The organism is Lysobacter olei (genome assembly GCF_054777355.1).
This window is the reverse complement of record NZ_BAAHAT010000006.1, coordinates 80,177-104,701: the sequence shown is the minus strand read 5'-3', so window position 1 is coordinate 104,701 and position 24,525 is coordinate 80,177. Positions and strand designations below refer to the sequence as shown.

The following is a 24,525-nucleotide window of genomic DNA, read 5'->3' as shown; positions in this document are numbered from 1 at the left end:
CCTCGGCGGCGAGCATAGCGCGGGCCCGCCGCCGGGGCATGTGACGGTCAGCGCGAGCGCGCCGCCAGCCAGTCGTGGATCGCCTGCGGCACCTCACGCTGGGCCCGGCTGGAAACGTAGATGCCAATGTGGCCGCCGCGGAACGACAGCTCGCTGTAATCGCGGCTGCCCACCAGACCACCCAGTGCCTTCGACGCCTCGGGCGGGACCAGGTGGTCCTGCTCGGCGAAGATGTTGAGCACGGGCATGTCCACGTGCATCAGGTCCACGGGGTGGCCACCGATGTCGATGCCGCCCTTCACGAACCCGTTGCCCTGGTAGAACTGCTTCATGAACTGGCGGAAGGCTTCACCGGCCTGGTCAGGCGAGTCGAAGATCCACTTCTCCATGCGCAGGAAATCTTCAAGGGCCTGCTTGTTGTCGAGGATGTCGACCAGGCCCACGTACTTCTGCACGAACAGCCGCCACGGCTTGAGCTGCAGGTAGGTGAAATTCATCAGGTCCGCCGGCACGTTGCCCAGCGTGTCGACGAACAGGTCCACGTCCAGGCTGCGCGCCCAGTTGGACAGCATGTTGCCCTCGGTGTGGAAGTCCACCGGAGTGACCATGGTGATGAGGTTGCGCACCTTGCGTGGGTTGAGCGCGCTGTAGCACAGCGAGAACGCACCGCCCTGGCAGATGCCGAGCAGGTTGATGGCGTCCTGGTGATAGGCACTGCGCAGGTGGTCCACGGCGCCGCCGATCCAGCGCTGGATGTAATCCTCCAGTTCGAGGTAGCGGTCGGAGCGGTCGGGGTAGCCCCAGTCGAGCACGTAGACATCCTCGCCGCGCTCGAGCAGACCGCGGACGATGGACTTGTCGCTCTGCAGGTCGACCATGTACGGACGGTTGACCAGCGCGTACACCAGCAGCAGAGGCACCTTGGCGGTGGACGCGCGCTCGCCGATGAAGCGGTACAGCACGACCTTGCCGTCGCGCCAGACTTCCTCGCGGCGGGTGGCGCCGTAGGTGACGTCATCCACTTGGGTCAGCGTTTCCAGGCCGGCGGCGAGCTTGTGCTGCAGTTGTGCGGCCTCTTCGGCCAGCGACTGCGGGGTGAAGCCCAGTGGACCGAAGCTGTCGAAAGCGTTCATGTCAGCGGACTCCCTTGCTGGTCTTGCTCACCGTCGGCTTGCGGGCCGTCGCCTTTGCGTTGCGCGCTGGCTGAGCGACCTTGGCCGCCGGGGCGATATTGCGGGAGCGGGTGGCCGAGGCCGCGCCCGCAGCCCGTGCCTGCGCGGCGGGTTGGCCGGCCGTTGCCACCTTGCGCTTGGCCGGCACCGACGTGTTCGCCTTCGCACTGGAAGCGCCCACGGCTTTTGCTGCACGGCTCGGGGTCTTGCTCGCCTTTGTGCCGGCCCTCGACTTCTCTGCCGCCGCGCGCGGTGCGGCGGCGACCTGTGCGCCGGTCTTGCGTCGCAACGTGCCAATGGCATCGGAGAACGCGCTGGCCTGCACGGGCGCGGGACGGGTCGCCGGCGTCGCCGACATGGCATGCACCAGGTCACGCAGGCGGCGCACTTCGCGCTCCAGCTGCACGATCTTGCGGTGCGCGGCGTCCACTTCGGTGCGGCCGGGCACCCCCAGCAGCGCGCTGGCGCGCTCGATCTCGTCCTGCACGTGCTGACGCACACGCATCTGTGCGTTGGCCATGTGCCCGTATGCGTCGCGGAAGCGCTGTGACAATGCCAGCTCCGCGTAGGCGTCTTCGGCCGCATCGATCCACAGATCGAACAGCGCACGCGCGGACGTCAGTTGGCGGCCTGGCTCGCTGCGCTCGGCCAACAGCTGCTCAAAGCGCTCGAACGCGGTCTGCGCCGATTCGGCCAGCAGCGTGTTGAACGCTTGGGTGGCGGCCTGGTATTCGTCCTGCGCCTTGGCGGCAGCCTGCCACCGCTCCTGGTGCTCGCGCGCGAAGCCGAACGTAGGCACGTCCATCCAGCGCCCGCGATCGTGCTGCAGCATGTCCAGGTAGGGACGCACCTGCTCGATCCAGGCTTCGAAATCGTGCTGACCGGGGCCGCGCACGTGCTTGAACACATCCGCGAAGGGGTTGGCGTTGGCGCCACCCAGCATCTGCTTCCAGACCCGGGTGATCTCGTTGGCATCGGCGTTCTGGCCGGCGAACTGCGCCGCCAACTGCTGCATCTGCCCGAACCAGCCCTGCGCCTGCGCGTTGAAGCGGCCGACGGCATCGTTGGCCTGCGCCGGTCCACCCTGCGCCAGCTGCGACCACCAGCGCACCGCTTCGTCCCAGCCTGGCACGGCATTGGCGGGCTTGGCGCCCGCACCGCGCATCATCTCGCCCCACGCGCTCCAGTACTGCTTGGCAATGGCGTCGAACTCATCCGCGCCAAAACCGCCCATCGCTCCGAAACCCTGCTTGGCCATCGTGCCCTCCCGCGTATGGGCAGATCATAGCAACGGAAATGTTGCGGTGCGCCAAGCCTTCGGTGACACCCTCAGGGCTTGGGGATGTGCAGGGTCTTGCTGATCATCAGCGAACCGGACAGGGCAAACATCAGCACGAGGGGGTGGAACTGCCACGGCCCCAGCTGGACCATGCCGAACCACAGGTTGTCACCGATGGCCCCTTGCGCCGCCGCCACCGCGAGGACAATCACCAGCACCAGACTGGTCGGAATGGGCGTGCCTTCGAAGTACTTGACCTTGCCCTCGTCGCCCGAAAGCTGTTCGGCGGTGACGTTGTAGCGGGCCAGGCGACTGACGCCACAGCCGACGAAGTAGCTCAGCACCACCCAGTCCCATCCGCCCTGCAGGCCGCAGGCGTAGGCCAGTGCAGCGGGTGCGACCCCGAAGGAGATCACGTCGGCCAACGAGTCCAGCTCGCGCCCCAGGGTGGACGCGGACTTTCGCCAGCGGGCGATGCGACCGTCGAGCGCGTCGAACACGAACGCCAGCGGGATCAGCGCCATGCCGATCATCAGGTCGCGCACGACCCCCTCCTGCAGGAAGCGCATGGCGGCGAAGATGGCGCCGGTGCCGCAGAAGGCGTTGGCGAGGGTAAACCAGTCCGCAAGGTGGAACTCACGGAGCATGGAGAAATGACGGCGCGACATGGCGACTCCTGTCGTCGGCAGGTCAGTGGGTGACCTTCAGCCTGTCAGCGTGCCAAAGACGGTGTGAATAGGGCAAGCACGAAATCTCGGGCGGCCTGCGTCGGATGGCAGAGAGCGTCCATTCCTGCGCACGACCGCCCTGCCCCTTACTGCAAGGCGGTCGCCCTTGCAGGGGAGCGCGACTTACTCCGTCGGCATGGCAAGGTGGCGCGTTTCCAATGCGTTGCCGGCGCCGCGGGGCACCGTGGGGATCACCGCATCGGCCGGGAGTACGCCGACACCGTCCAGGTGCGCCTGCACACGATCCAAAGCCTGGTAGACATACGGCAGCAGCGGCACGTAGCGCGCGGCATAGTCCGGCAAACCGAGGAAGCCGTCGAAGTGCTGGGCATTGCGGACCTGCCAGAAACGCACGTCACGACCGGCCGCCTTGGCGCCCGCAACGTAAGGCGCGCTGCTGAAGGACATGGGAATCAGGCCATCGCTGGTGCCATGCACCACCACCACCGGCAATCCGGCGCGGGGCCAACCGGCACGGGTCTCGGCCACGCCTCGGTGCAACTGCGTCGCCTGCGCGTCGGTGGTGTCGGTCCACAGCGCGCGCAGGCACTGCAGGTCATTCATGGGATTTGAGCCTGCTGGGGGCAACGCAAAGACGGCCGCACCCGGCGGGATGCCACTGGCGTCGCTCCACCACGCGGCACGCTCTGCGGGCGTCGCGGCGCGCGGCTTGCCGCCGGCATCCATGGCCGTGAAGCGGTAGCCACAGGGCTGGGCGCCCAACGAGGCACGCGTGTACGCGGCGGCGTAGGTCACCGCGACCGAACGCCAGAGGTCGAAGCCGGCCGACAACGCGCCGGCACGCAGGGCCTCGTCGGTCCAGCCGGCGTCACGCATCCGTCCATAAGCCGAGGCGGCCTGCGCGACCGTGTCGGCGCCTTCCACCAGTCCCATCTGTTTCACCGCCGCGCACTGGGCAGCCCACAACGGCGCCACCTGCGCCTGCAGCGGCGGCTGCGGCAACGGTGCCAGCGCCGGGTGCAGCAGCGCGCACGGCATCAGCAACGCGGCCTCCGTGGTGTAATCGTAAAGAGCGCGGCTGCCGTGGCCTTCCACCAGCACGTTGGGCTCGCCCGCCACCACGGCATCCAGCCAGTCACCTTCCAGCTCGGCCGCGCGCAGCACCGCGCCTCCGCCATTGGAGATACCCACGGCGATGACGCGGGTATTGTCGAAAGTGAACGGCGCGGCCTGCGGGAACGCCGTGCTCAGCGACTGCAGCGCAAACTCCGCCGCCTGCTTTACGTGGCGGCCCCAGTCGGCCTCCGGGTTGTCGCCGGAATGTGCGTGCTTGAAGGCCACGCCGGTGCTGCCGGCAGGCGCATGCGGCGCGAAGGCCAAGCCATCGGCCGCGCTACCGACGGTACCGTCCAGGCGTACACCCTGCCCGCTGTCCAAATCGAAATAGTCGGTCCCCGCGCCTTTATCGGTGTGCGCCACGGCGCAGCCCTTGGGCAAGCCCCACGCCCCCGCCACCGCGATGGCGCCGTAGACACCCCGCGAGCCCGAGGCTGCGGTCACCACGACGCAACGCCGATTGAGATCGAACGCATCCGGCACCTGCACCAGCACGCGATGCGGCTGCGTCGCGCCCGGAACGGTCGCAAACGCGCTGAACTCGCGGCCCGGCACCGTGGCCGTGCTGCCATACAGGCTGCCGTAGCCGCCACCCGGCGCCAGATCGGCGATGCCACGCCAATTCGCCCACAGCGCGCGGCGGCGAAGTTCCGCAGGTGTGGGCGCTGCGGTGTCGGCGAAGGCCGGGGGCGTCATCGCACGCAAGCCATCGAGGCCGAGGCCGGCGGTCAGCAGGTCATCGTTGCCGCGATGGTCGGTGATGCGCGTGGGGCCAAACACGGTGCGGTCTCCGGTGGCTCGGGGGGCGCCGAGGCTGCTGCAGCCCATCATTGCCGCGACCGCGCCAAAGGCCAAGAGCAAGCGCAGCGCATGCATTGTGCGACGGGACGTTTGCAGGCGGCTGCCATTCTGACGGCCACGAATCAGGAGAATGTTCATGCCACGAGCCTAGCAATCTCCGCCTCGCGCCTCATCGTACTTTGGTACCACCTCGCTGCAACGCACAGGACCCGGCCGGCTTGCTAGGCTAGGCGCGAAACCGAGTACGCCATGCCTTCACTCCTCATCGCCGACGACCACCCGCTGTTCCGCGCCGCCCTGCGCCAGGCGGCCACCGATGCCGTGCCGGACACCGTGGTGGCCGAGACGGACAGCCTGGACGGCGTGCTGGCGGCGCTGGACGCCGACCCCGGCATCGACCTTGTGCTGCTGGACCTGCACATGCCCGGCAACCATGGGCTGGCCGGACTGGCCGCCGTGCGCGCGCAGCACCCGGAGGTGGCGGTGGTGGTCGTGTCGGCCAACGATGATCCCCGCGTGGTTCGGCGCGCGCTGGACCATGGGGCCGCCGGCTACCTGCCCAAGAGTTCGGGGCTCGAGGAATTGCGTGATGCGGTACGCGCCGTACTCGCTTGCGAACAATGGCTGCCGTCCTCGCTGCGAGCGGCGGTGGCACGCACGCAAAGTTCCAGCACTGACACCGACCTTGCCTCGCGCCTGGCCAGCCTGTCACCGCAACAGTTCCGCGTGCTGACCTACGTGGCACAGGGGCTGTTAAACAAGCAGATCGCCGACCGGTTGGACGTGCAGGAGCGCACGGTGAAGGCACACCTGTCGGCCATCTTCGAGCGCTTGGGTGTGCGCAATCGCACGCAGGCCGGTGTGATCCTGCGCGAACTGGAACTCAGCGACCCGGCGCGGCAGATGGCGGGCTGACCTGGCCCAGCTACACATGCCCAGGAATACCTGTGCAGCGGACAAGTCGATGTCCTGTGCTTACGCCGGCTGCAACTCCCGCGATACCAGCAACCGGTCCAGTACCGACTTCAACGCCAGCGGTTTGAGCGGCTTGCGCAGGAATGTGAACCCCACCGCCTGCACGTCTCGCCGCACGGCTTCACTGGCGTCTGCACTCAGGATCACCGTCGGGCGCGCGCCGAAACGCGCGGCCAGGCGCTCCACTACCGCCGGACCGGTGTCGCCATCGTCGAGGTGGTAGTCGAACAGCCAGAGCGCGACCGGCGCGGTGGACAGCGCCTCGGCCGCCTGCTCCCCGTTGACGGCGGTTAGCACCTCGCAGCCCCAGGTGCGCAACAGGTGCGCCAACGCCTCAAGTGCAACGGCATCGTTATCGAGCACCAGCACGCGCGTGCCCGCCAGCGCGACGCGCTGCACCTGGGGTGGCGTGACCACGCGCGGGCGGCTGTCCACGCGAGGCACCTCCACCGTGAAAGCGGTGCCGTGCCCAAGTCGGCTGCGCAGCCCGATAGGCGCCTGTAACAGCTCGGCAATACGATCGGCGATGGCAAGTCCCAGCCCGAGCCCCTGCCCGGGCGCATCGTCACCCCGGCGAAACTCTTCAAAAATGCGGAGCTGCTGCTCGACCGCGATGCCCGGGCCCGTGTCGAGCACCTCGATGCGCAGCACATCGCGTTCAACGCGCACGCCTAGCAGCACCGAGCCCGAGGACGTGTAGCGCACCGCATTGGCGAGGAAGTTCTGCAGCACGCGGCGCAGCAGTTGCGGATCGGTGCGCACCCAGGCCGAACTGGGCACGTAGCGGAAGCGCAATCCGCGCGCCGCCGCGATAGCCCGGAACTCCGATGCCAGCGGATCCAGCACTTCCGCGATCGGCAGCTCGCGAAGCTGTGCCTCCAGCCCACCCGCCTCCAGCCGCGACATATCCAGCAGGCCGTTGAGCAGATCGCTGGTGGAATCGAGCGCGCCATCGATCTGGCCGATGGTGGCGCGCTGCGCCGGGTCCTGCACCTGCTGCGACAGCGCATCGGTGAACAGCTGCGCCGCGTGCAGCGGCTGCATCAGGTCATGGCCGATGGCGGCTAGAAAGCGGCTCTTGGCGTCGTTGGCGCGTTCTGCCTCGCGCTTGGCGGCCTCCAGGTCCACGGTGCGCTCGGCCACACGCTGCTCCAACGTGGCATTGGCCTGGATCAGCCCGGCTTCCGCATGCCGGAATTCCGTGACATCGGTGAACGTGGCCACGAAGCCACCACCCGGCATGGGGTTGCCGCGGATCTCGATGATGGTGCCGTCAGGCAGCACGCGTTCCGACAGATGCGGCGTGCCTGCGCGCATGAAGGCCAGCCTACGCTCCAGCGCGTGCTCGGTATCCGGTCCGTGCGGCACCTTCGCCAACGCCCAGCGCGCGAGATCGGCGATGGGGCGCCCGACCTGCAAGAGGTCCTCCGGGTAGCCGAAGATCTCGACGTATCGGCGGTTCCAAGCCACCAGCCGCAATTGCGCATCAACCACGCTGATGCCCTGCGACATGTTCTGCAGTGCGGCCTCCAGCACGCGCTGGTTGAAACGCAGGTCGGCCGAGGCAACACCGACGATGGCCGCGACAGTGTCGAGGTCGCGACCTGCCTCGCGGCGTGCCGCATCGAGCAGCACGCGGGCCGAGGCGGTACCGAGCACCGCAGCGAGTTCGCGCTCCATCTGCGCCTCCACCTCGGCCGGCACGGCGCCTTCGTCGGTGGCGCCCGCCAGCAACTGGTCCACACGATCACGCGCGAGGAATCGCAGGCCGGCGTCGCGCAGTGCGCGCGCGTCCAGGCCCAGCCGTGCCTTGCGGGGCGCATCGTTTTGCCAAAGTGCGGCCACCAGCGTGCCGAGGGTACCCACGAACAGGCTGGCGCCCACGGCGCGTCCTAACCGGCTCCATCCCGTCAGTCCGAACAGCGCGTCGGGCGCTAGCCAGGTCTGGCCGAAGGGACCGGCGGCCGCCCAAGCCGGGGATACCCCCTGCATCTCCAGCGTCATGGGCACCAGCAGCACCCATGCCCAGGCAATGAAACCGACCACGATGCCCGCCTGCGCGGCGCGCGCTGGTGTTTTCGGCCGCCAGACCGCAAACCCCAACGCCGGCACCAGTGTCGCCAACGCGGAGAATGAAACAGCGCCGACGTCGGCCAGCGCATCGCTGCCGGCAATCAGGCGGCTGTAGGCCCACGCCAACAGCATCGTCGCGACGATGCCACCGCGGCGCAGCAGCAGCACGTGACCGCGCAGATCGCCGCCGTCATGGCGTGACCATGCGCCCCGCAACAACCCCGGGGCGAACCAGTGGTTGCCAATCATCAAGCTCAGGGTCAGGGTGCTGACCACCACCATGCCCGTCGCCGCGCTCAGGCCTCCCAGAAACCCAAACAGCGCCAGTGCCTCATGTCCCTGCGACAGTGGCAGTGCCAATACGTACAGGTCGGAGGGCACCTGTCCACCAAGCAGAGCCTGCCCGGCCTTCGCCAGCGGCAGCACCGGCAACGCGATCAGCACCAAGTACAGGGGGAACAGCCAGCGGGCGGTGCGCACATCGCGCTCATCACGGCACTCCACCACGGCAATGTGGAACTGGTGCGGCAGGATGAACATCGCCATCGCGCCCAGCAACACCAGCGGCATGAACCCGCCGGCCGCAGTGGACGTCGCGGGTAGCTTGGCGGGCGCAGGCAACTCAGGGATGTCCAACCCAAACCAGACAAAGCACCCCAACGCGAGCATCGCCGCCAGCTTGAACACCGATTCGAACGCCATCGCGAGCACCAGGCCGCGGTTGTGCTCGGTGGCGGAGGCGCGCCGGGTACCAAACAACATGGCGAACACCGCCATCGCCAACGCCACGTACAGGGCGATGTCCTGCCACGCCGGCCCGGCCGCATCGGACGCGGACCGCGTGGTCAGCATGGAGAAGCTCATCGCCACCGCCTTGAGCTGCAGCGCGATGTAAGGGATGAGGCCCAGCGCCGCCACCAGCGTGACCGTGGCGGCCAGCCAGGCGTCTTTGCCCAACCGCGTGGCGATCAGATCGGCGAGCGAGGTGGCATTGCTCTCGCGTGCCAGTCGCACCAGTCGCATCATGAAAGCAACGGCCAGCGCGTACAGCATGATTGCGCCGAGGAAGGTCGGCGGCAGCGGCCACCCGTAGCGCGACGCCTGCGTGACGGTGCCGTAGAACGTCCACGACGTGCAATGCACAGCGAGAGACAGCGCGTAGATGTGGCGCCAGTGGCGGCCAAGCACGCCCGGGTGCTTTTCTGCCCACAACGCGGTGCCGAACATGAGGGCCAGCCACACCAGGCTGGCCAGCGCGACCACGGTGAAACTCAGCATTCGCGCGTGGACTCCCCTTCCCTTCAGCGTTCCGGTCAGACCTGTGGCGACTGCACGATGGCATGGGCGCGCGGGCCGCCGTGGCTTCGAGCATAACTAAAAACGCAACGACGGGCCCCGTCGCCGGGACCCGTCGTGCACCCTGACCGTTTCGGGGCCGGTCAGAAGTCGTAGCGCGCCGTCAGGGTGTACTGGCGCGGCGGGCCATAGAAGCCGGTCAGCACGCCGTAGGCCGGGATGTTGTAGCCGGTCGTACGGTATTCTTCGTCGGCCAGGTTGCTGCCCTGCAGCGAGAGCGACCAGGCGTTGTCGATCTTCCAGATCACGCCCGCACTCAGCAGGCCGTAGCCATCCTGCTTGATCACCGGGCTCAGGTCCGTGGTGGGCCACACCTCGGTCTGGTACGAATAGCCAACGCGCGCCGACAGGTTGCCGCCATTCGCCAGATCGGTACGCCACTCCACGTTCATGGCGCCGGAGAACTCCGGTGCGTTGGTGAAGTACTGGCTATCGGCCACATTGACGCCCGCGCTGATGAACTCGTCGTACTCGGCGTCCAGCCACGCCAGGTTGCCGCTGATGACCCAGTGGTTGCTCGGCAGGAACTGGTATTCCACTTCCACGCCCTGCACGGTGCCCTTGCCGGCATTGGTGAAATCGCCGAAGAAGCTCTGCGAGCCGTTGGGCAGCGTGAACGAGGTGAACACCGAAAGCTGGATGTCCTCGTACTTGTTGTGGAAGTAGGCCAGGTTCAGGAACAGGCGCTGGTCGAGCAGCGACATCTTGCTGCCGATTTCGAAGCTGTCGACCTGCTCGTCATCGAACGGCTCGCCCGAGCGCGGGATGGAGGTGGTGTTGGCGCGGATGTTGTAGCCACCCGACTTGAAGCCACGCGACGCCAAGCCGTAGACCATGATGTCCGGCGTGAGCTGGTAGTCCAGCGACACCTTCGGGGACACGTTCTTGAAGTTGACCGTCTTGTCGAAGTTGGCAGCGGTGCCCCACGACGTGGTGTAGTCCAGGCCAGTATAGAAACGGTTGAGCGCGACGGCGTGCTTGTCTTCATCGGTGTAACGCGCGCCGACGTCGAGCTTCAGCTGCTCAGTCAGGTCAAACGTCCAATCAGCGTAAACCGCGATGCTGGACGTGTTGACCACGCCCTGGGTATCGCCGAACAACGGATTGGTCAGGCCACGCGGCACATTGGGGTTGTAGAAGTGGTTCAGCACCTGCCCGCCGGCGTCACCGTCGAACCAGTACAGGCCCATCACGCCACGCGAGCGTCCGCCACCGTCATAGTTGACCTGCAGCTCATTGCTGACCTGCTCATCGCTATAGAACGCGCGCACGTCCACCAGGGTCAGCGGCGTGGTGTCGAAGTCGATGTTGGTCTCGGTATCCGACTCGCGCTTGGCAACGACGTACTTGAGGCTCAGGTCGTCGTTCAAACGCCAGTTGGCGGTCAGCGATGCCCCCTTCATGGAGGTGTCGTTGACATTCTTCATGCCGCTGCGGATGTCGTAACGGTCATCCAGCGGCGGGAACGCCGGGGCCAGCGCGCTGGGGGCCAGCATCTTTGCACCGCGCACGCCCGACTGGTCGTCCATCCAGTCGAAGGCCACGCGGACGTCGAAGTCCTCGCTGGCGTAGGCGCCCAACTCGAAGCGCGCAGCGTTGATTTCCTTGTCGCTGACATCCTGGCCGGTGTAACGGTTCTCGCCGAAACCGTCCCGGTTCATGCTGGCCACCGACACGCGACCGCGCAGACCACTGTCAGCGCCGCCGATCGGACCGCCGATGGCGCCCTTCACATCGAGCTGGTTGTAGTTGCCGATGGAGACCGAGCCAAATCCGTCCAGCGAGGTGGGAAGCCCGCGCGAGACGTACTTGATGGCGCCGCCGATGGTGTTCTTGCCGTACAGCGTGCCCTGCGGTCCGCGCAGCACCTCGATACGCTCCACGTCGAACACGTCGAGCAGTGCGCCCTGCGGACGTGCGATGTATACGTCATCCAGGTAGATACCCACGCCCGGGTCGACGCCCCACAGCGGATCGGCCTGGCCGACGCCACGAATGTAGGCGGTCACCGTGCTCGTCGAACCGCGTGCCGCATAGATCGTCAGGTTCGGCACCTGTGCATCCAGGTCGCCCAGGTCCTGGATGTTGAGCTTGTCCAGGGTTTCCGGCGTAAACGCGGTCACCGCCACCGGAACGTCCTGCAGGGTCTCCTCGCGCTTTCGCGACGTTACCGTGATCTTGTCCAGCGTCGTGGCCTGCTGGGCCTGCTGACCCGCCGGTGCCGATTCCTGCGCCCACGCCGCCGGCGCCAGCAGCGCACTGGCGATGGCCAGGCTCAGGTACTTGCGGCTGTTCTTGCTACGACCCATTACGGCACTCCTCCCCCGATTTCGTAGTGGCGCGGCATTGGCCATCGCCTGATGGGACGGTCCCACCATGGCCGCAAGACTAGGAGAGCCTCGGCGCTGCGGCATCTGTACCTTCGGACAATGCCGGCCGACCCACCCGACCCGGAGACTTGCCATCCACCTGTAAGGCTCCGGAGCTGGGGATGGCGTTTCTGATCGTGCTGGCCGCGTTGTGCTTCCTGATGTTCGTGGCCTACCGCGGCTACAGCGTCATCCTGTTCGCGCCGGTCGCCGCACTGGGCGCCGTGCTGGCGACCGACCCCTCGCTGGTCGCCCCGATGTTCACCGGCCTGTTCATGGAAAAGATGGTGGGCTTCCTCAAGCTCTATTTCCCGGTGTTCCTGCTGGGTGCCATCTTCGGCAAGCTGATCGAGGTCTCGGGGTTCTCCAAGTCCATCGTCGCCGCCACCATCCGGCTGGTGGGCGCCAGCCGCGCGATGCTGTCCATCGTCATCGTGTGTGCGCTGCTGACCTACGGCGGCGTGTCGCTGTTCGTGGTCGTGTTCGCGGTGTATCCGTTCGCAGCGGAGTTGTTCCGCCAGAACAACATCCCCAAGCGCCTGATCCCCGGCACCATCGCCTTGGGCGCGTTCACCTTTACCATGGACGCGCTGCCGGGCACGCCGCAGATCCAGAACATTATTCCGGCCTCGTTCTTCGGCACCAATGCCTGGGCTGCGCCGTGGCTGGGCACGCTGGGCGGCATCTTCATCCTGATCGTGGGCCTTTCGTACCTGGAGTGGCGTCGCCGCGCCGCGCTCAAGGCCGGTGAGGGCTATGCCGACGGCGGCGCACTGGTGAACGAGCCGGCCACTTTCACCGGCGGCCAACTGGCCAACCCGTTGATCGCGCTGTTGCCCCTGGTGCTGGTCGGCATCAGTAACAAGCTGTTCACAGGCTGGATTCCCGGCTTCTACGGCAACAGCCATTCCTTCGACCCGGCGGTAATCGGCAGCACGCCGCCGGTCGTCCAGGAGGTGTCCAAGGTCGCCGCCATCTGGGCGGTCGAAGGCGCCTTGCTGGTCGGGATCGCCTGCGTAATCGCATTTGCGTGGAAGCCGGTGATGGCCAGCTTTGCCGAAGGCACCAAGTCAGCGATCGGCGGTGCAATGCTGGCGGCCATGAACACCGCGTCCGAGTACGGGTTCGGCGCAGTGATCGCGGCGTTGCCAGGCTTCCTGGTGGTGGCGAACGCGCTGGGCGCCATACCCAACCCCCTGGTCAACGAGGCAGTCACCGTCACCGCGCTGGCCGGCATCACCGGTTCGGCCTCGGGCGGCATGAGCATTGCCTTGGCGGCCATGGCCGAGACGTTCATCGCGAACGCCAATGCAGCGGGCATCCCGATGGAAGTGCTGCACCGCGTCGCGGCGATGGCCTCCGGCGGCATGGATACGCTGCCGCATAACGGTGCGGTGATCACCCTGCTCGCCGTGACCGGCCTGACCCACCGCCAGGCCTACAAGGACGTCTTCGCCATCACCCTGATCAAGACGGCCGCGGTGTTCGTGGTGATCGCCACGTTCTACGCTACTGGCCTCGTCTGAAGCAGGGCTGCCTGCGGGACGACACGGGGGCAAAAGGCGCGTTCGGTCAGAAGGGCACCTTGCGGCCATCGCCGCTGAGGGCACAAGGTCCGCTTGCGGCTGGCCGCAGCCGCAGCCGCAGCCGCAGCTCAGGATGCCGCTGAATCCGCGTGAATGGGCAGCGACACATCCATGATCGAGGGGTCATCGGCATTGGGCGCCACCTTGAAACCCAGCGCCTTGCACATCTCCAGCATGGTGCGGTTTTCCTGCAGCACCTCCCCCACGACCGAGCGCAAGCCCAGCCAGCGCGCGTACTCGATCATGATCTGCATGAGCCGCCACCCGAGCCCGTGCCCCTTCAGGTCCGAGCGCACCAGAATGGCGTACTCACCGTGGTCATAGTTGGCGTCGGCGAGCAGGCGTACCGCCCCCAGCATCTCACCCGTCTCGGGATCAATGGCCACCAGCGCGATCGAGCGCGCGTAATCCAATTGCGTCAACTGCGCGATGAATTCGTGGCTGAAATGCCGCATGGCCTGGAAGAACCGCATGCGCAGATCTTCATCCGACACGCGGGTGAAGAACGTGCGGAACAATTCCTCGTCCTCGGGTCGCACCGGCCGCACAAAGACGTGGCGACCGTGGCCCAGCTCCACGTCGCGCTCCCACTCCTTGGGATACGGCCTGATCGCGAACCGGGGATGGCCAGGCCCCTTGTGCAGCCGCGCCAGCGCTGACACCCCAATGCGCGCGTCCACCGCGATGACACCGTCCTTGTCCGCCAGCAGTGGGTTGATGTCGATCTCCCGGATGTCGGGCACGTCCGCCGTGAGTTGCGCGAGCTTGACCAGCACCAGTGCCACCGCACGTTCGTCAGCCGCCGGCATGTCACGGTAAGCCTTGAGCACACGCGAAACACGCGTACGGCCGATCATCTCGTGGGCCAGACGCAGGTCCAGCGGCGGCAATTCCAGCGCCTTGTCGTTGATCATCTCCACCGCGGTGCCGCCACGACCGAACACCACGACGGGTCCGAAGGTCGCATCGTCCACCACGCCGGCGATCAACTCGCGTGCCTTCGGTCGCATCGCCATCGGGTGCAGGGTGACACCTTCGATGCGCGCATTGGGGCGCACGGCGCGGGCGTACGCCAGGATCGACGCGGCTGCCTCGCGTACCGAAGCGGCAGTGGCCAGGTTGAGGCGCACGCCGTCGATATCGGATTTGTGGGTGATGTCCTGAGACAAGATCTTGACCGCCACTGATCCACCCTCGGCGAGCATCGGCTCTGCCAGGCGCGCCGCTTCCTCCGCATCGCGGGCCGTCACGACTGGCGTGATGGGAATCCCGTACGCACCCAGTACGCGCGCGACTTCCAGCGGGTTCAACCAGGCGCGGCCGTCGGCCAACGCAGCAGCAACGGTTTCGCGGGCCGCAGCTGTGTCCACGAGCACGTCGTCGGGGAGACTGGGCGGCGTCTCCATGAGGGTAGTCTTTGCCTCGCGGTGCCGAACCAGGTACATGAATCCACGCGCCGCATCGGCCTCGGTGGCGTACGTGGGAATGCGTGCGCTCCCCAACCGCTCGGTCGCGGTGTCGTTGGCACCTAGCCAGACCGCCAGCACCGGCTTGCGAGCCACCGTGCCCGGCAACACCTTGCGCGCATCAGCCAGCGCCTGTGCGCGCACCTCGGAAGGCACCAGCGCCGTCGGCACGTTGAGCACCAGGATTGCGTCGTTGCCTGGATCGTTGGCCAGCGCAGTGAAACCCGCAGCGTATGCCGCGTTGTCCACGCCACCGTTGATGTCCACCGGATTGGTCCCAGGCCACACTGCCGAGGCGATCGCCTTGAGCGACTCCTTGCTGTCGTCGCCGAGGGTCGCAAGCGTGCCACCCATGTCGCGAAGGCGATCGGCGGCCAACATGCCGGTGCCGCGCCCGTTGGCGAAGATTGCGAGACGGGGCCCCGGGAACGTATCCACACGCCCGAGCGTTTCGGCCGCGGCAAACAACTCGTCCAACGCCAACACACGCAACATGCCCGCGCGCTGGAATGCGGCCGCATACACGGCATCGGGCGAGGCCAGCATCGCCGAATGCGTCTGTGGTTGCGCTTTCGGGCGCGCATGGCGATCGGACTTCACGACCACCACCGGCTTCAGTCGGGCAGCGGCCCGCGCCGCGGACATGAACTTGCGCGCGTCGCGGATTGACTCGACGTACAGCACGATTGCCCGCGTGCGGTGATCGCGCGCGAAGAAATCCAGCAGGTCGGCAAAATCGACGTCGAGCTCATCGCCCAACGACGCGACCGCGGAGAACCCGATCGAACGTCCGGCACCCCACTCCACCAACGCAGCGGCGATCGCCGCCGATTGCGAGATCACCGCGATGTCGCCCGCCGGGGGATGGTGCGCGGAGAAGCTGGCGTTGAGCCGAGCGTGCGGCGCGATGATCCCCAATCCATTGGGGCCGATCAGTCGCAGTCCGTGGGTACGCGCCATGGCGGCCAGCCGCTTTGCCGCGGACCCCGAGCCGTGGCCCAGGCCGGTGCCCAGTACGATGGCCGCACGGGTTCCCTGCTCCGCAGCCGCCTGCGCCAAGCCCACCACCTTGCTGGGCGGCGCCGCGATCACGACCAGTTCCGGCACCCACCCAAGATCCGCGAGATGGGACACCGAGGCCACGCCCGCGATTTCGCGATAGCGCGCATTGACCAAGCCCAATGACCCTGCGAAACCGGCGGACTGCAGGTTGCGCAGCACGGCTGCCCCCAGCGAGCGTTCGCGCGGACTTCCGCCGATTACCGCCACGGACTTGGGGTTGAAGAAGTACTCGAGGGAATAGGTGCTCATCGCCGTTCGACGCTAATCCTCGTGGTTTCCGCCCTGACGGGTATTGATCACACTCAAAGGAGTGCGCACGCAACCTCACGCTACCGCATCCAGCCCTTGCGCGTCCCCGGCGGTGCGTCCACTACTGGCGGCGAACCGGCTGCAGATCTATCGATGGGCCCGACTCAATCCGACGGAGCGGCACGGGCACGTGTCGGTGGTCGGTGGTCGGTGGTCGGTGGTCGGTGGCAGCTGATCACGTTAGTATTTTAACTAACACCCCACCAGCCAACTCCCTTTGCAGTTTCCCGCCCGCAAGATCCTCCACGTCGACATGGACGCCTTCTACGCGTCCGTCGAGCAGCGCGACGACCCCGCCCTGCGTGGCCGGCCGGTGGTCGTGGCATGGCGTGGCGCACGCTCCGTCGTTTGCGCAGCCAGCTATGAAGCGCGCACGTTCGGGGTGCGTTCGGCCATGCCCGCGGTGCGCGCCGAACGGCTTTGCCCACACGCCGTGTTCGTTCCACCGGACTTCACTCGCTACAAAGCGGTGTCACGGCAGATCCGCGAGATCTTCGCCCGTCATACCGACCTGATCGAACCGTTGTCGTTGGACGAGGCCTATCTGGACGTCACCACCACGAAGACCGGTCTCCCGTCGGCCACCGAAACCGCGGAAGTCATTCGCGCAGCCATCCGCGAGGAAACCCAACTCACCGCGTCCGCCGGGGTTGCCCCCAACAAGTTTCTGGCGAAGATCGCCTCAGACTGGAACAAGCCCGACGGGCTGTTCGTGGTCCGCCCGCGGCATGCCAAGGCGTTCCTCACGCCACTACCGGTGGGCCGCCTGCCAGGCGTGGGCAAGGTGATGGAACTGAGGCTTGCCGAACTGGGCATCGCCACCGTTGGCGAACTGCGCGGGTTTGGCGCGGAAGCACTCGAACAGCGCTTCGGTCGCTGGGGCCGTCGACTGCACGAACTGTCACTGGGCATCGACGATCACCCCATCGTCACCGAGCGCCCGACGGTGCAGATCTCCAGCGAGGACACCTTCGAACGCGACCTGTTGCTCGACGAACTCGAGCCCCACATCCGCCAGCTGGCGGAGAAGACCTGGGCCGGCTACCAACGCGAAAACGGGCGCGTAGCGCGCACCGTAGTGCTCAAGCTCAAGACCGCCGACTTCCGCACGCTGACCCGCAGCCTTACCCAACCGGTCCCGCCCGCTTGCGCGGATGACTTGGCAAGAATCGCCTGCGACCTGCGTGCTCGTATCGACCTTCCGCCCCGAACGCGCTATCGACTCGTGGGCGTTGGACTGTCGGGTTTCATCGACACCGATCAGTTCGAAGTGCAGAGCGACCTGTTCCCTGCACACGGCGCATTGAACGAAGTCGCCCATCACGACTGACAGGGGGCTGCTTGCCCCACACCCCAAATGCAGAAGAGCGGGCTTTCGCCCGCTCTTCTGCGCGTACAGCGATGAACCCGCCAGCGATTACTCGCCCGCCAGGCCCTCGCCCTCAGCCACGGCCTTGATCGACAGGCGGATGCGGCCCTGCTTGTCGACTTCCAGCACCTTGACCTTCACCACGTCGCCTTCCTTGAGCTTGTCCGAGACCTTCTCGACGCGCTCGCTGGAGATCTGCGACACGTGCACCAGACCGTCCTTACCCGGCAGGATGGTGACGAATGCACCGAAGTCCATGATCTTGGCGACCTTGCCTTCGTAGATGCGGCCCGGCTCCACGTCCGACGTGATCTGCTCGATGCGCGCCTTGGCGGCCTGGGCAGCGGCGGCATTGACCGACGCGATGACGATGGTGCCGTCGTCCTGGATGTCGATCTGCGTACCGGTTTCCTTGGTGATGCCCTGGATGGTGGCGCCACCCTTGCCGATCACTTCGCGGATCTTGTCCGGGTGGATCTTGATGGTCAGCAGGCGCGGGGCGTACTCGCTCAGCTCGCTGCGCGGCGTGGTGAGGGCGTTGGCCATCTCGCCGAGGATGTGCAGGCGACCGGTCTTGGCCTGCGCCAGCGCGACCTTCATGATCTCTTCGGTGATGCCCTGGATCTTGATGTCCATCTGCAGCGCCGAGATGCCCTCAGCGGTACCGGCCACCTTGAAGTCCATGTCGCCGAGGTGATCCTCGTCACCCAGGATGTCGGACAGCACGACGAAGTTGTCGTCTTCCTTCACCAGACCCATGGCGATACCGGCCACCGGCGCCTTGATCGGCACGCCAGCGTCCATCAGCGCGAGCGACGAACCGCAGACCGACGCCATCGACGACGAACCGTTCGACTCGGTGATCTCCGACACGATGCGGATGGTGTAGGGGAACGCTTCCATCGTCGGCATGACGGCCAGCACGCCGCGCTTGGCGAGACGGCCGTGGCCGATTTCGCGACGCTTCGGGCCCATCATGCGGCCAGCTTCACCGACCGAGTAGGGCGGGAAGTTGTAGTGGAACAGGAAGTGTTCCTTGTACTCGCCCGAGACGGCGTCAATGATCTGGCCGTCGCGCGCGGTGCCGAGGGTGGCGACCACGATCGCCTGGGTCTCGCCGCGGGTGAAGAGCGACGAACCGTGGGTGCGCGGCAGCACCGACACCTTTGAGCTGATCGGACGGACGGTGTCCAGCGCGCGACCGTCGATGCGCACCTTGGTGCTCAGCACGGCATTGCGCATGGTCTGGTACTCAAGCTCGCCGAATTCCTTGGAGGCTTCGACGGCGTTCCAGCCGTTGGCTTCAATCTGCTCGGCCAGCGACGCCAGCACTTCCTTCTTCAGCGAAGAAATCGCGTCACGACGCTCCAGCTTGTTGCGGATCTGGAAGGCGTCGGCCAGGCGGTTACCGATGGCGGCCTTGAGCGCGCCGATTAGCGCGTCGTTCTTGGCCGGAGCCTGCCAGTCCCACTTCTGGGTGCCGGCTTCGGCGACCAGTTCGTTGATGGCGTTGATCGCGATCTGCATCTGCTGGTGACCGAACATCACCGCGCCCAGCATCACGTCTTCCGACAGCTCCTTGGCTTCGGACTCAACCATCAGCACCGCGCTCTGGGTGCCGGCGACAACCAATTCCAGGTCTGACTCCAGCAGCTCGCTGGTCGACGGGTTGAGGATGTACTCGCCGTTCTTGTAGCCCACCTTGGCGGCACCGATCGGGCCCTGGAACGGGGCGCCGGTCAGGGCGACCGCAGCCGAGGCACCCAGCAGGGCCGGGATGTCACCGTCCACTTCCGGGTTCAGCGACATCACCGTGGCAATGATCTGGACTTCGTTCTTGAACTCTTCCGGGAACAGCGGACGGATCGGGCGGTCGATCAGGCGCGAGGTCAGCGTTTCCTTCTCGGTCGCGCGGCCTTCGCGCTTGAAGAAGCCACCCGGGATACGGCCACCGGCGTAGAACTTCTCCTGGTAGTCGACCGTCAGCGGGAAGAAGTCCTGACCTTCGCGTGCGGTCTTGGCGGCGACGGCGGCCACCAGCACAACGGTGTCATCCATCTTGACGAGGACGGCGCCGCCGGCCTGGCGCGCGATCTCACCGGTTTCCAGGGTGACCTGGTGCTTGCCGTACTGGAAGGTCTTGGTAATTTTTGCCACGTTGGTTTCCTTCGAATTTCGATGCGTTACGCACGGGGCCCCTGCCCCTCGCGTTCGGCGGCCGATGGCCGCCTGGTGTTGCAGGGGACGCCGAAAGTTCCGGCAGACCCCAAAAACGAACCGCGGCGCATCACTGCGCCGCGGCGGGTGTCTCGGTTAGCGACGCAGACCGAGCTTCTCAATCAGGGCCTTGTAGCGCTCGACGTCCTTGCGCTTCAGATAGTCCAGCAGGCTGCGACGGTTGTTGACCATCATCAGCAGGCCGCGACGGCTGTGGTGGTCCTGCTTGTGCTGCTTGAAGTGCTCGGTGAGCTGCTCGATGCGGGCGGTCAGCAGGGCGACCTGAACTTCCGGGGAGCCGGTGTCGTTGGCGCCGCGCTTGTTTTCTTCGATGATCTTGCTGGTATCAATGGACATTGCGATATCTCGTGACGCGAGGCCTGCAGAAGCGAATCGGAACGCACATGGCGCCGATGCACCGCTTGGCCCGCCTTTGCCAAAGGAAAAAAGCACCCGATGGGTGCCTGCTTGCTGTTGAAAGCCTGCGAATTGTAGCCCGCGAGGCTTGCCGGGACAAGGTTTTACTGACTCCCGCCCGCACTGCACCGCGGGGGCCGCGTCCCACTGGACCTAGGCGACCGCCCAGATGAACAGGCGCTGGGCTCGCAGCACGCGGCCCTCGACGTGGCCCAGTCCAAGCGCGCGGCCGGTCTCATCCATTACGGCGACCGTGCCCTCGACCGCTTCATGCGGCAGCTGGACGACCTGACCGCGCCCCAGCCGTTGCGCGCCAGCTCCATCCAGACGCACGTGCGGGAACCCGACCAGTCCGGCCTCGATGGGCAACAGCGCCTGCTGCAGTCGCTCCTCCCCCTCCGCCGCGAGCGCCTCGAGCTCCTCCAGCGTCCACATCCTTGGGGCCGTAAAGGGATCTACCCAGAGCCGCCGCAGAACCTCCACATGCGCGCCACAACCCAGCGCCTCGCCCAAATCGCGGACCAGGCTGCGGATGTAGGTGCCAGAGCCGCACTCCACGTGCAGGCGCAGTCGGTTGCCCTCGCGGCCCAGGAGTCGGATGGCACGCACGTCCACTTCGCGGACAGGGGCCTCGATCGCCTCGCCCCGCCGGGCCTTGGCATACAGCGGCTCACCGCCCTGCTTCAGCGCGGAATAGATCGGCGCCCGCTGCTGGATCACCCCCGTCAGCGGACGCAAGGCGGCTTCGATGGCCGCGTCGTCCAACGCGGGCACCGGGCGGTCCTGCAGGACAACGCCATCCGCGTCGTCGGTGTCGGTGGTGCTACCGAGCACCGCCACGGTCTCGTACGCCTTGTGCGCACCCAGTAGCAGACCGGCGATCTTGGTCGCCTCGCCCAGGCACAGCGGCAGCAGGCCGGTGGCCAGCGGGTCCAGCGCGCCGGTGTGCCCGCCCTTCTCCGCTCGGAACAGATGGCGCACGCGCTGCAGGGCCTGGTTGGAGCTCAGGCCCTGAGGCTTGTCCAGCAACACGATGCCGTGCAGCGGACGGAATACGGTACGTGGTTTGCGGCTCATCCCAACCCCATCACGGAAAAGGCGGCCGGAGCCGCCTTCGTGGATCACTTCTGCCGGTCGGCATCCGGATCGCCGTGGTCGTCACCGCCGGATGCGCGGCCGTCGGTGGAGTCGTCGTCACCGGCGCCTTCGTCCTCGACGTCACGCGCCTGCACCTCCGGCAGATCGCGCAGCAACAGGTCGATACGCTCGCCCTTGTCCACCGAATCGTCATAGTGGAAGTGCAGCTCCGGCACGTGCCGCAGCTTCATCGCCCGGCCCAGCTGGTAACGCATCTCCGGCGACAGCGCCTTCAACGCCTTGACCGCCTCGGTCGAACGCTCCTGCTGCAAGGCGGTCACGAACACCTTGGCGTGCGCCAAGTCGCGGGTGACCTCCACGTCGGACACACTGACGGACGGCAGGCCATGCTCGCGCACGGCGACGTGCACGATCCGGCCCAGCTCACGGCGGAGCTGGGCGGACACGCGATCACTGCGGTAGAACGACTTCTGTGCCATGGCTTAGAGGGTACGCGCCACTTCGATGCGCTCGAAGCACTCGATCTGGTCGCCCGGCTTGACGTCGTTGTACGCCTTCACGCCGATACCGCACTCGGTACCGTTGCGCACTTCGTCCACGTTCTCCTTGAAGCGACGCAGCGATTCCAGCTCGCCCTCGAAGACCACGGTGTTGTCGCGCAGCACGCGGATCGGCTTGTTCCTCTTGACCACGCCTTCCACGACCATGCAGCCCGCGACCGCGCCGAACTTGGAGCTGCGGAACACGTCGCGGACCTCGGCGATACCGATGATCTCCTCGCGGATCTCCATGCCGAGCAGACCCGATGCCACCTGCTTCACCTGGTCGATCACGTCATAGATGATCGAGAAGTAGCGCAGGTCGACGCCATTGGTTTCGATGACCTTGCGCGCCGAAGCGTCCGCACGGACGTTGAAGCCGATGATGGTGGCCTTGGACGTGGCCGCCAGGGTGGCGTCCGACTCGGTGATGCCGCCCACGCCCGAGCCGATGACGTTGATGCGGATCGCGTCGGTCGACAGGCCGGTGAGCGCCTCGCGCAGGGCCTGCACCGAGCCGTGCACGTCGGCCTTGACCACCAGGTTGAGGGTCTGCTGGCCTTCGCCCGAGCCCATCTGGGCCAGGATGTCTTCCATGCGGTTGCCGGCCTGGGCAACCAAGCGCGACTCGCGGCGCTTGGCGTCACGCTGCTGCGCGACGTCCTTGGCCAGGCGCTCGTCGTCAACAACCACGAAGTCGTCGCCCGAATCCGGCACGCCGGACAGGCCGAGCACCTGCACCGGGATCGACGGAGTCGCCTCCGGCACCTGCTCGCCACGCTCGTCGAACAGCGCACGCACGCGGCCGTACTGCACGCCGCAGACCAGGTAGTCGCCCTTCTTCAAGGTACCGGCCTGGACCAGTACGGTGGCGACCGGGCCACGACCCTTGTCCAGCGAGGACTCGATGACCACGCCGTTGGCGCGACCGTCGCGCACCGCGCTCAGTTCCAGCAGTTCGGCCTGGACCGAGATGGCGTCCAGCAGCGCGTCGATGTTCTGGCCGGTCTTGGCCGAGATCTCGACGAACTGGGTGTCACCACCAAACTCTTCGGCCACGACCTCTTCGGCCAGCAGCTCGTTCTTCACGCGCAGCGGGTCGGCGTCGGACTTGTCGATCTTGTTGACGGCCACGATCAGCGGCACCTTCGCCGCCTTCGCGTGCTGCACCGCTTCGCGCGTCTGCGGCTTGACGCCGTCGTCAGCGGCCACGACCAGCACCACGATGTCGGTCAGCTTGGCGCCGCGGGCACGCATCGCGGAGAACGCGGCGTGGCCCGGGGTGTCCAGGAAGCTGATGACGCCACGGTCGGTTTGGACGTGGTACGCACCGATGTGCTGGGTAATGCCACCGGCTTCGCCCGACACCACCTTGGTGCGGCGGATGTAGTCCAGCAGCGAGGTCTTGCCGTGGTCGACGTGGCCCATGATGGTGACCACCGGCGGACGTGCGACCTTCTCGCCCTGGGTGTCTTCCACGTGCGCCAGCAGCGCGTCCTCGACGTTGCCCGCGTCGGCCTTGAGCGCGACGTGGCCCAGTTCCTCGGTGACCAGCACCGCGGTGTCGTGGTCGATGGACTGGTTGATGGTCGCCATGACGCCCATCTTGAACAGCGCCTTGACCACCTCGCCGCCCTTCATCGCCAGCTTCTGCGCCAGGTCGGCGACGGTGATGGTGTCACCGATGGCCACCTCGCGCACCACCGGTGCGGTCGGGCGTTCGAAGGCGTGCTTGCCACCGCCGGTACGGGACTGCTCGGTGCCGCGACGCGGACGGTTGCCGCCCGCCGGCTTGCCACGCGCGCCGGTCGAGCGGCGGGCACGGTCGGACGCGCTCAGGTGCATCTGGCCGGCGAAGCGGCTGGCGCGATCGTCGTCCTCGACGCCCGCGACCATCGCGTGCGAACCACGCGGCTTGTGCGCCGGGGCGCGCGTCGTGTCCACGCGCGGAGCGGCCGGCTTGACGTGCGCATGCGCATGGGCCGGCGCTGCCTTGCGTGCAGGCGCTTCTTCACCTTCGGCCACCACGCCGGACGCTTCAAGCGCAGCACGGGCTTCGGCTTCGGCCTTCTGACGCGCGGCTTCCTCAGCCTCGCGGCGGATGCGGTCCTGCTCCTCGGCACGCTGGCGATCGGTCTCGGCCAGGCGGCGCTGCTCGTCGAGGTTGCGCTGACGCGATTCCTCGAGCTTGCGCAGGATCTCGGCACGTTCGTCGGTGACCGGCCCGCCCTTTTCGGCAGCCGCGTCACGGGGCGAAAGGGTGATCTTCTTGCGCACGACCACGTCGACCGTGGTCTTGCCAGCGCCCTTGCTGCCGCCAACCGTGATTTCCTGCTTGCGGCTGCGGTTGAGCGTGATCTTCTTCGGGGCCTCGACGGCTTCCTCGCCAACGTCGGCCTTGCCATGGGCGCGCTTGAGGAAGCCAAGCAGCTTGACCTTCTCAATGCTGGTCACGACCTGGTCGGGGCCGCTGAACGGCATGCCGGCTTCGGCGAGCTGTTCCAGCAGCTTCTCGACCGGCGTGTTCACCAGTGCGGCCAGCTTGCGGATAGTGGTTTGCTGCGACATTCGGTTTCCGTGTCCTCGTGGCGCGGGACGCATCCCGCGCGTGATGGAGCGATTCTAGCCCTGC

15 protein-coding genes are annotated in these 24,525 nt (G+C 66.7%); 3 read left to right on the top strand and 12 right to left on the bottom strand.

Translation table 11 applies throughout. From position 1 onward, the window contains the following. Positions 1-47 precede the first annotated feature (47 nt). The 4 genes from ACYVBS_RS10405 to ACYVBS_RS10390 all read right to left on the bottom strand — a co-directional run bounded on the left by ACYVBS_RS10405 (position 48) and on the right by ACYVBS_RS10390 (position 5,195). On the bottom strand, positions 48-1,133 hold the full coding sequence (locus tag ACYVBS_RS10405; protein ID WP_460823509.1) for a class III poly(R)-hydroxyalkanoic acid synthase subunit PhaC: 1,086 nt from the start codon (positions 1,131-1,133) through the stop codon (positions 48-50). 1 nt (position 1,134) lies between these two features. Further along, entirely contained in the window at positions 1,135-2,430 is a 1,296-nt protein-coding gene (gene phaE, locus ACYVBS_RS10400; RefSeq protein ID WP_460823508.1) for a class III poly(R)-hydroxyalkanoic acid synthase subunit PhaE, read from the bottom strand. Positions 2,431-2,501: 71 nt separating this feature from the next. Next, positions 2,502-3,119, bottom strand: coding sequence for a CDP-diacylglycerol--serine O-phosphatidyltransferase (gene pssA / locus ACYVBS_RS10395; RefSeq protein ID WP_460823506.1), 618 nt, complete (start codon positions 3,117-3,119; stop codon positions 2,502-2,504). Between the two features lie 183 nt (positions 3,120-3,302). Continuing rightward, complete coding sequence (locus ACYVBS_RS10390) at positions 3,303-5,195, bottom strand: 3-hydroxybutyrate oligomer hydrolase family protein (protein WP_460823505.1); 1,893 nt, start codon at positions 5,193-5,195, stop codon at positions 3,303-3,305. A 111-nt stretch (positions 5,196-5,306) separates the two neighbouring features. Here ACYVBS_RS10390 and ACYVBS_RS10385 point away from each other — a divergent pair, with 111 nt between their 5' ends. After that, positions 5,307-5,972, top strand: a complete 666-nt coding sequence (locus tag ACYVBS_RS10385) for a response regulator transcription factor (protein ID WP_460823504.1) — start codon at positions 5,307-5,309, stop codon at positions 5,970-5,972. A 60-nt stretch (positions 5,973-6,032) separates the two neighbouring features. Here the strand turns inward: ACYVBS_RS10385 and ACYVBS_RS10380 are convergent, their stop codons facing one another. Together ACYVBS_RS10380 and ACYVBS_RS10375 are read right to left on the bottom strand one after the other, a co-directional pair. Then, on the bottom strand, positions 6,033-9,383 hold the full coding sequence (locus tag ACYVBS_RS10380; RefSeq protein ID WP_460823503.1) for a hybrid sensor histidine kinase/response regulator: 3,351 nt from the start codon (positions 9,381-9,383) through the stop codon (positions 6,033-6,035). A 161-nt stretch (positions 9,384-9,544) separates the two neighbouring features. Further along, positions 9,545-11,770 carry a TonB-dependent receptor gene (locus ACYVBS_RS10375; protein ID WP_460823502.1) on the bottom strand — a complete coding sequence of 742 codons (2,226 nt, stop codon included), beginning with the start codon at positions 11,768-11,770 and terminating at the stop codon, positions 9,545-9,547. Positions 11,771-11,952: 182 nt separating this feature from the next. Between ACYVBS_RS10375 and ACYVBS_RS10370 the strand changes: the two genes are divergently transcribed. Next, a complete protein-coding gene (locus tag ACYVBS_RS10370) occupies positions 11,953-13,356 on the top strand; it encodes a GntP family permease (RefSeq protein WP_460823501.1) in 1,404 nt (467 codons plus the stop codon). Positions 13,357-13,484: 128 nt separating this feature from the next. Here ACYVBS_RS10370 and ACYVBS_RS10365 read toward each other — a convergent pair whose 3' ends face one another. Then, positions 13,485-16,193, bottom strand: coding sequence for a bifunctional acetate--CoA ligase family protein/GNAT family N-acetyltransferase (locus tag ACYVBS_RS10365; RefSeq protein ID WP_460823500.1), 2,709 nt, complete (start codon positions 16,191-16,193; stop codon positions 13,485-13,487). Between the two features lie 277 nt (positions 16,194-16,470). Here ACYVBS_RS10365 and dinB point away from each other — a divergent pair, with 277 nt between their 5' ends. Further along, the gene (gene dinB, locus ACYVBS_RS10360; RefSeq protein ID WP_460823498.1) at positions 16,471-17,583 is read left to right on the top strand and encodes a DNA polymerase IV; all 1,113 of its coding nucleotides are present in this window, start codon (positions 16,471-16,473) and stop codon (positions 17,581-17,583) included. 87 nt (positions 17,584-17,670) lie between these two features. Here the strand turns inward: dinB and pnp are convergent, their stop codons facing one another. From pnp to infB, 5 genes are all read right to left on the bottom strand, one after another. After that, positions 17,671-19,779 (bottom strand): polyribonucleotide nucleotidyltransferase, encoded by a 2,109-nt coding sequence (pnp, locus tag ACYVBS_RS10355; RefSeq protein ID WP_460823497.1) that lies wholly within the window; start codon positions 19,777-19,779, stop codon positions 17,671-17,673. Between the two features lie 156 nt (positions 19,780-19,935). Then, positions 19,936-20,196, bottom strand: coding sequence for a 30S ribosomal protein S15 (rpsO, locus tag ACYVBS_RS10350; protein WP_144812657.1), 261 nt, complete (start codon positions 20,194-20,196; stop codon positions 19,936-19,938). A gap of 213 nt (positions 20,197-20,409) precedes the next feature. Next, positions 20,410-21,333, bottom strand: a complete 924-nt coding sequence (gene truB, locus ACYVBS_RS10345) for a tRNA pseudouridine(55) synthase TruB (RefSeq protein ID WP_460823496.1) — start codon at positions 21,331-21,333, stop codon at positions 20,410-20,412. Positions 21,334-21,377: 44 nt separating this feature from the next. After that, complete coding sequence (rbfA, locus tag ACYVBS_RS10340; RefSeq protein ID WP_460823495.1) at positions 21,378-21,833, bottom strand: 30S ribosome-binding factor RbfA; 456 nt, start codon at positions 21,831-21,833, stop codon at positions 21,378-21,380. 3 nt (positions 21,834-21,836) lie between these two features. Continuing rightward, positions 21,837-24,461: a translation initiation factor IF-2 gene (gene infB, locus ACYVBS_RS10335; protein ID WP_460823493.1), complete on the bottom strand. Its 2,625-nt coding sequence runs from the start codon at positions 24,459-24,461 to the stop codon at positions 21,837-21,839. Between the last annotated feature and the right edge of the window lie 64 nt (positions 24,462-24,525).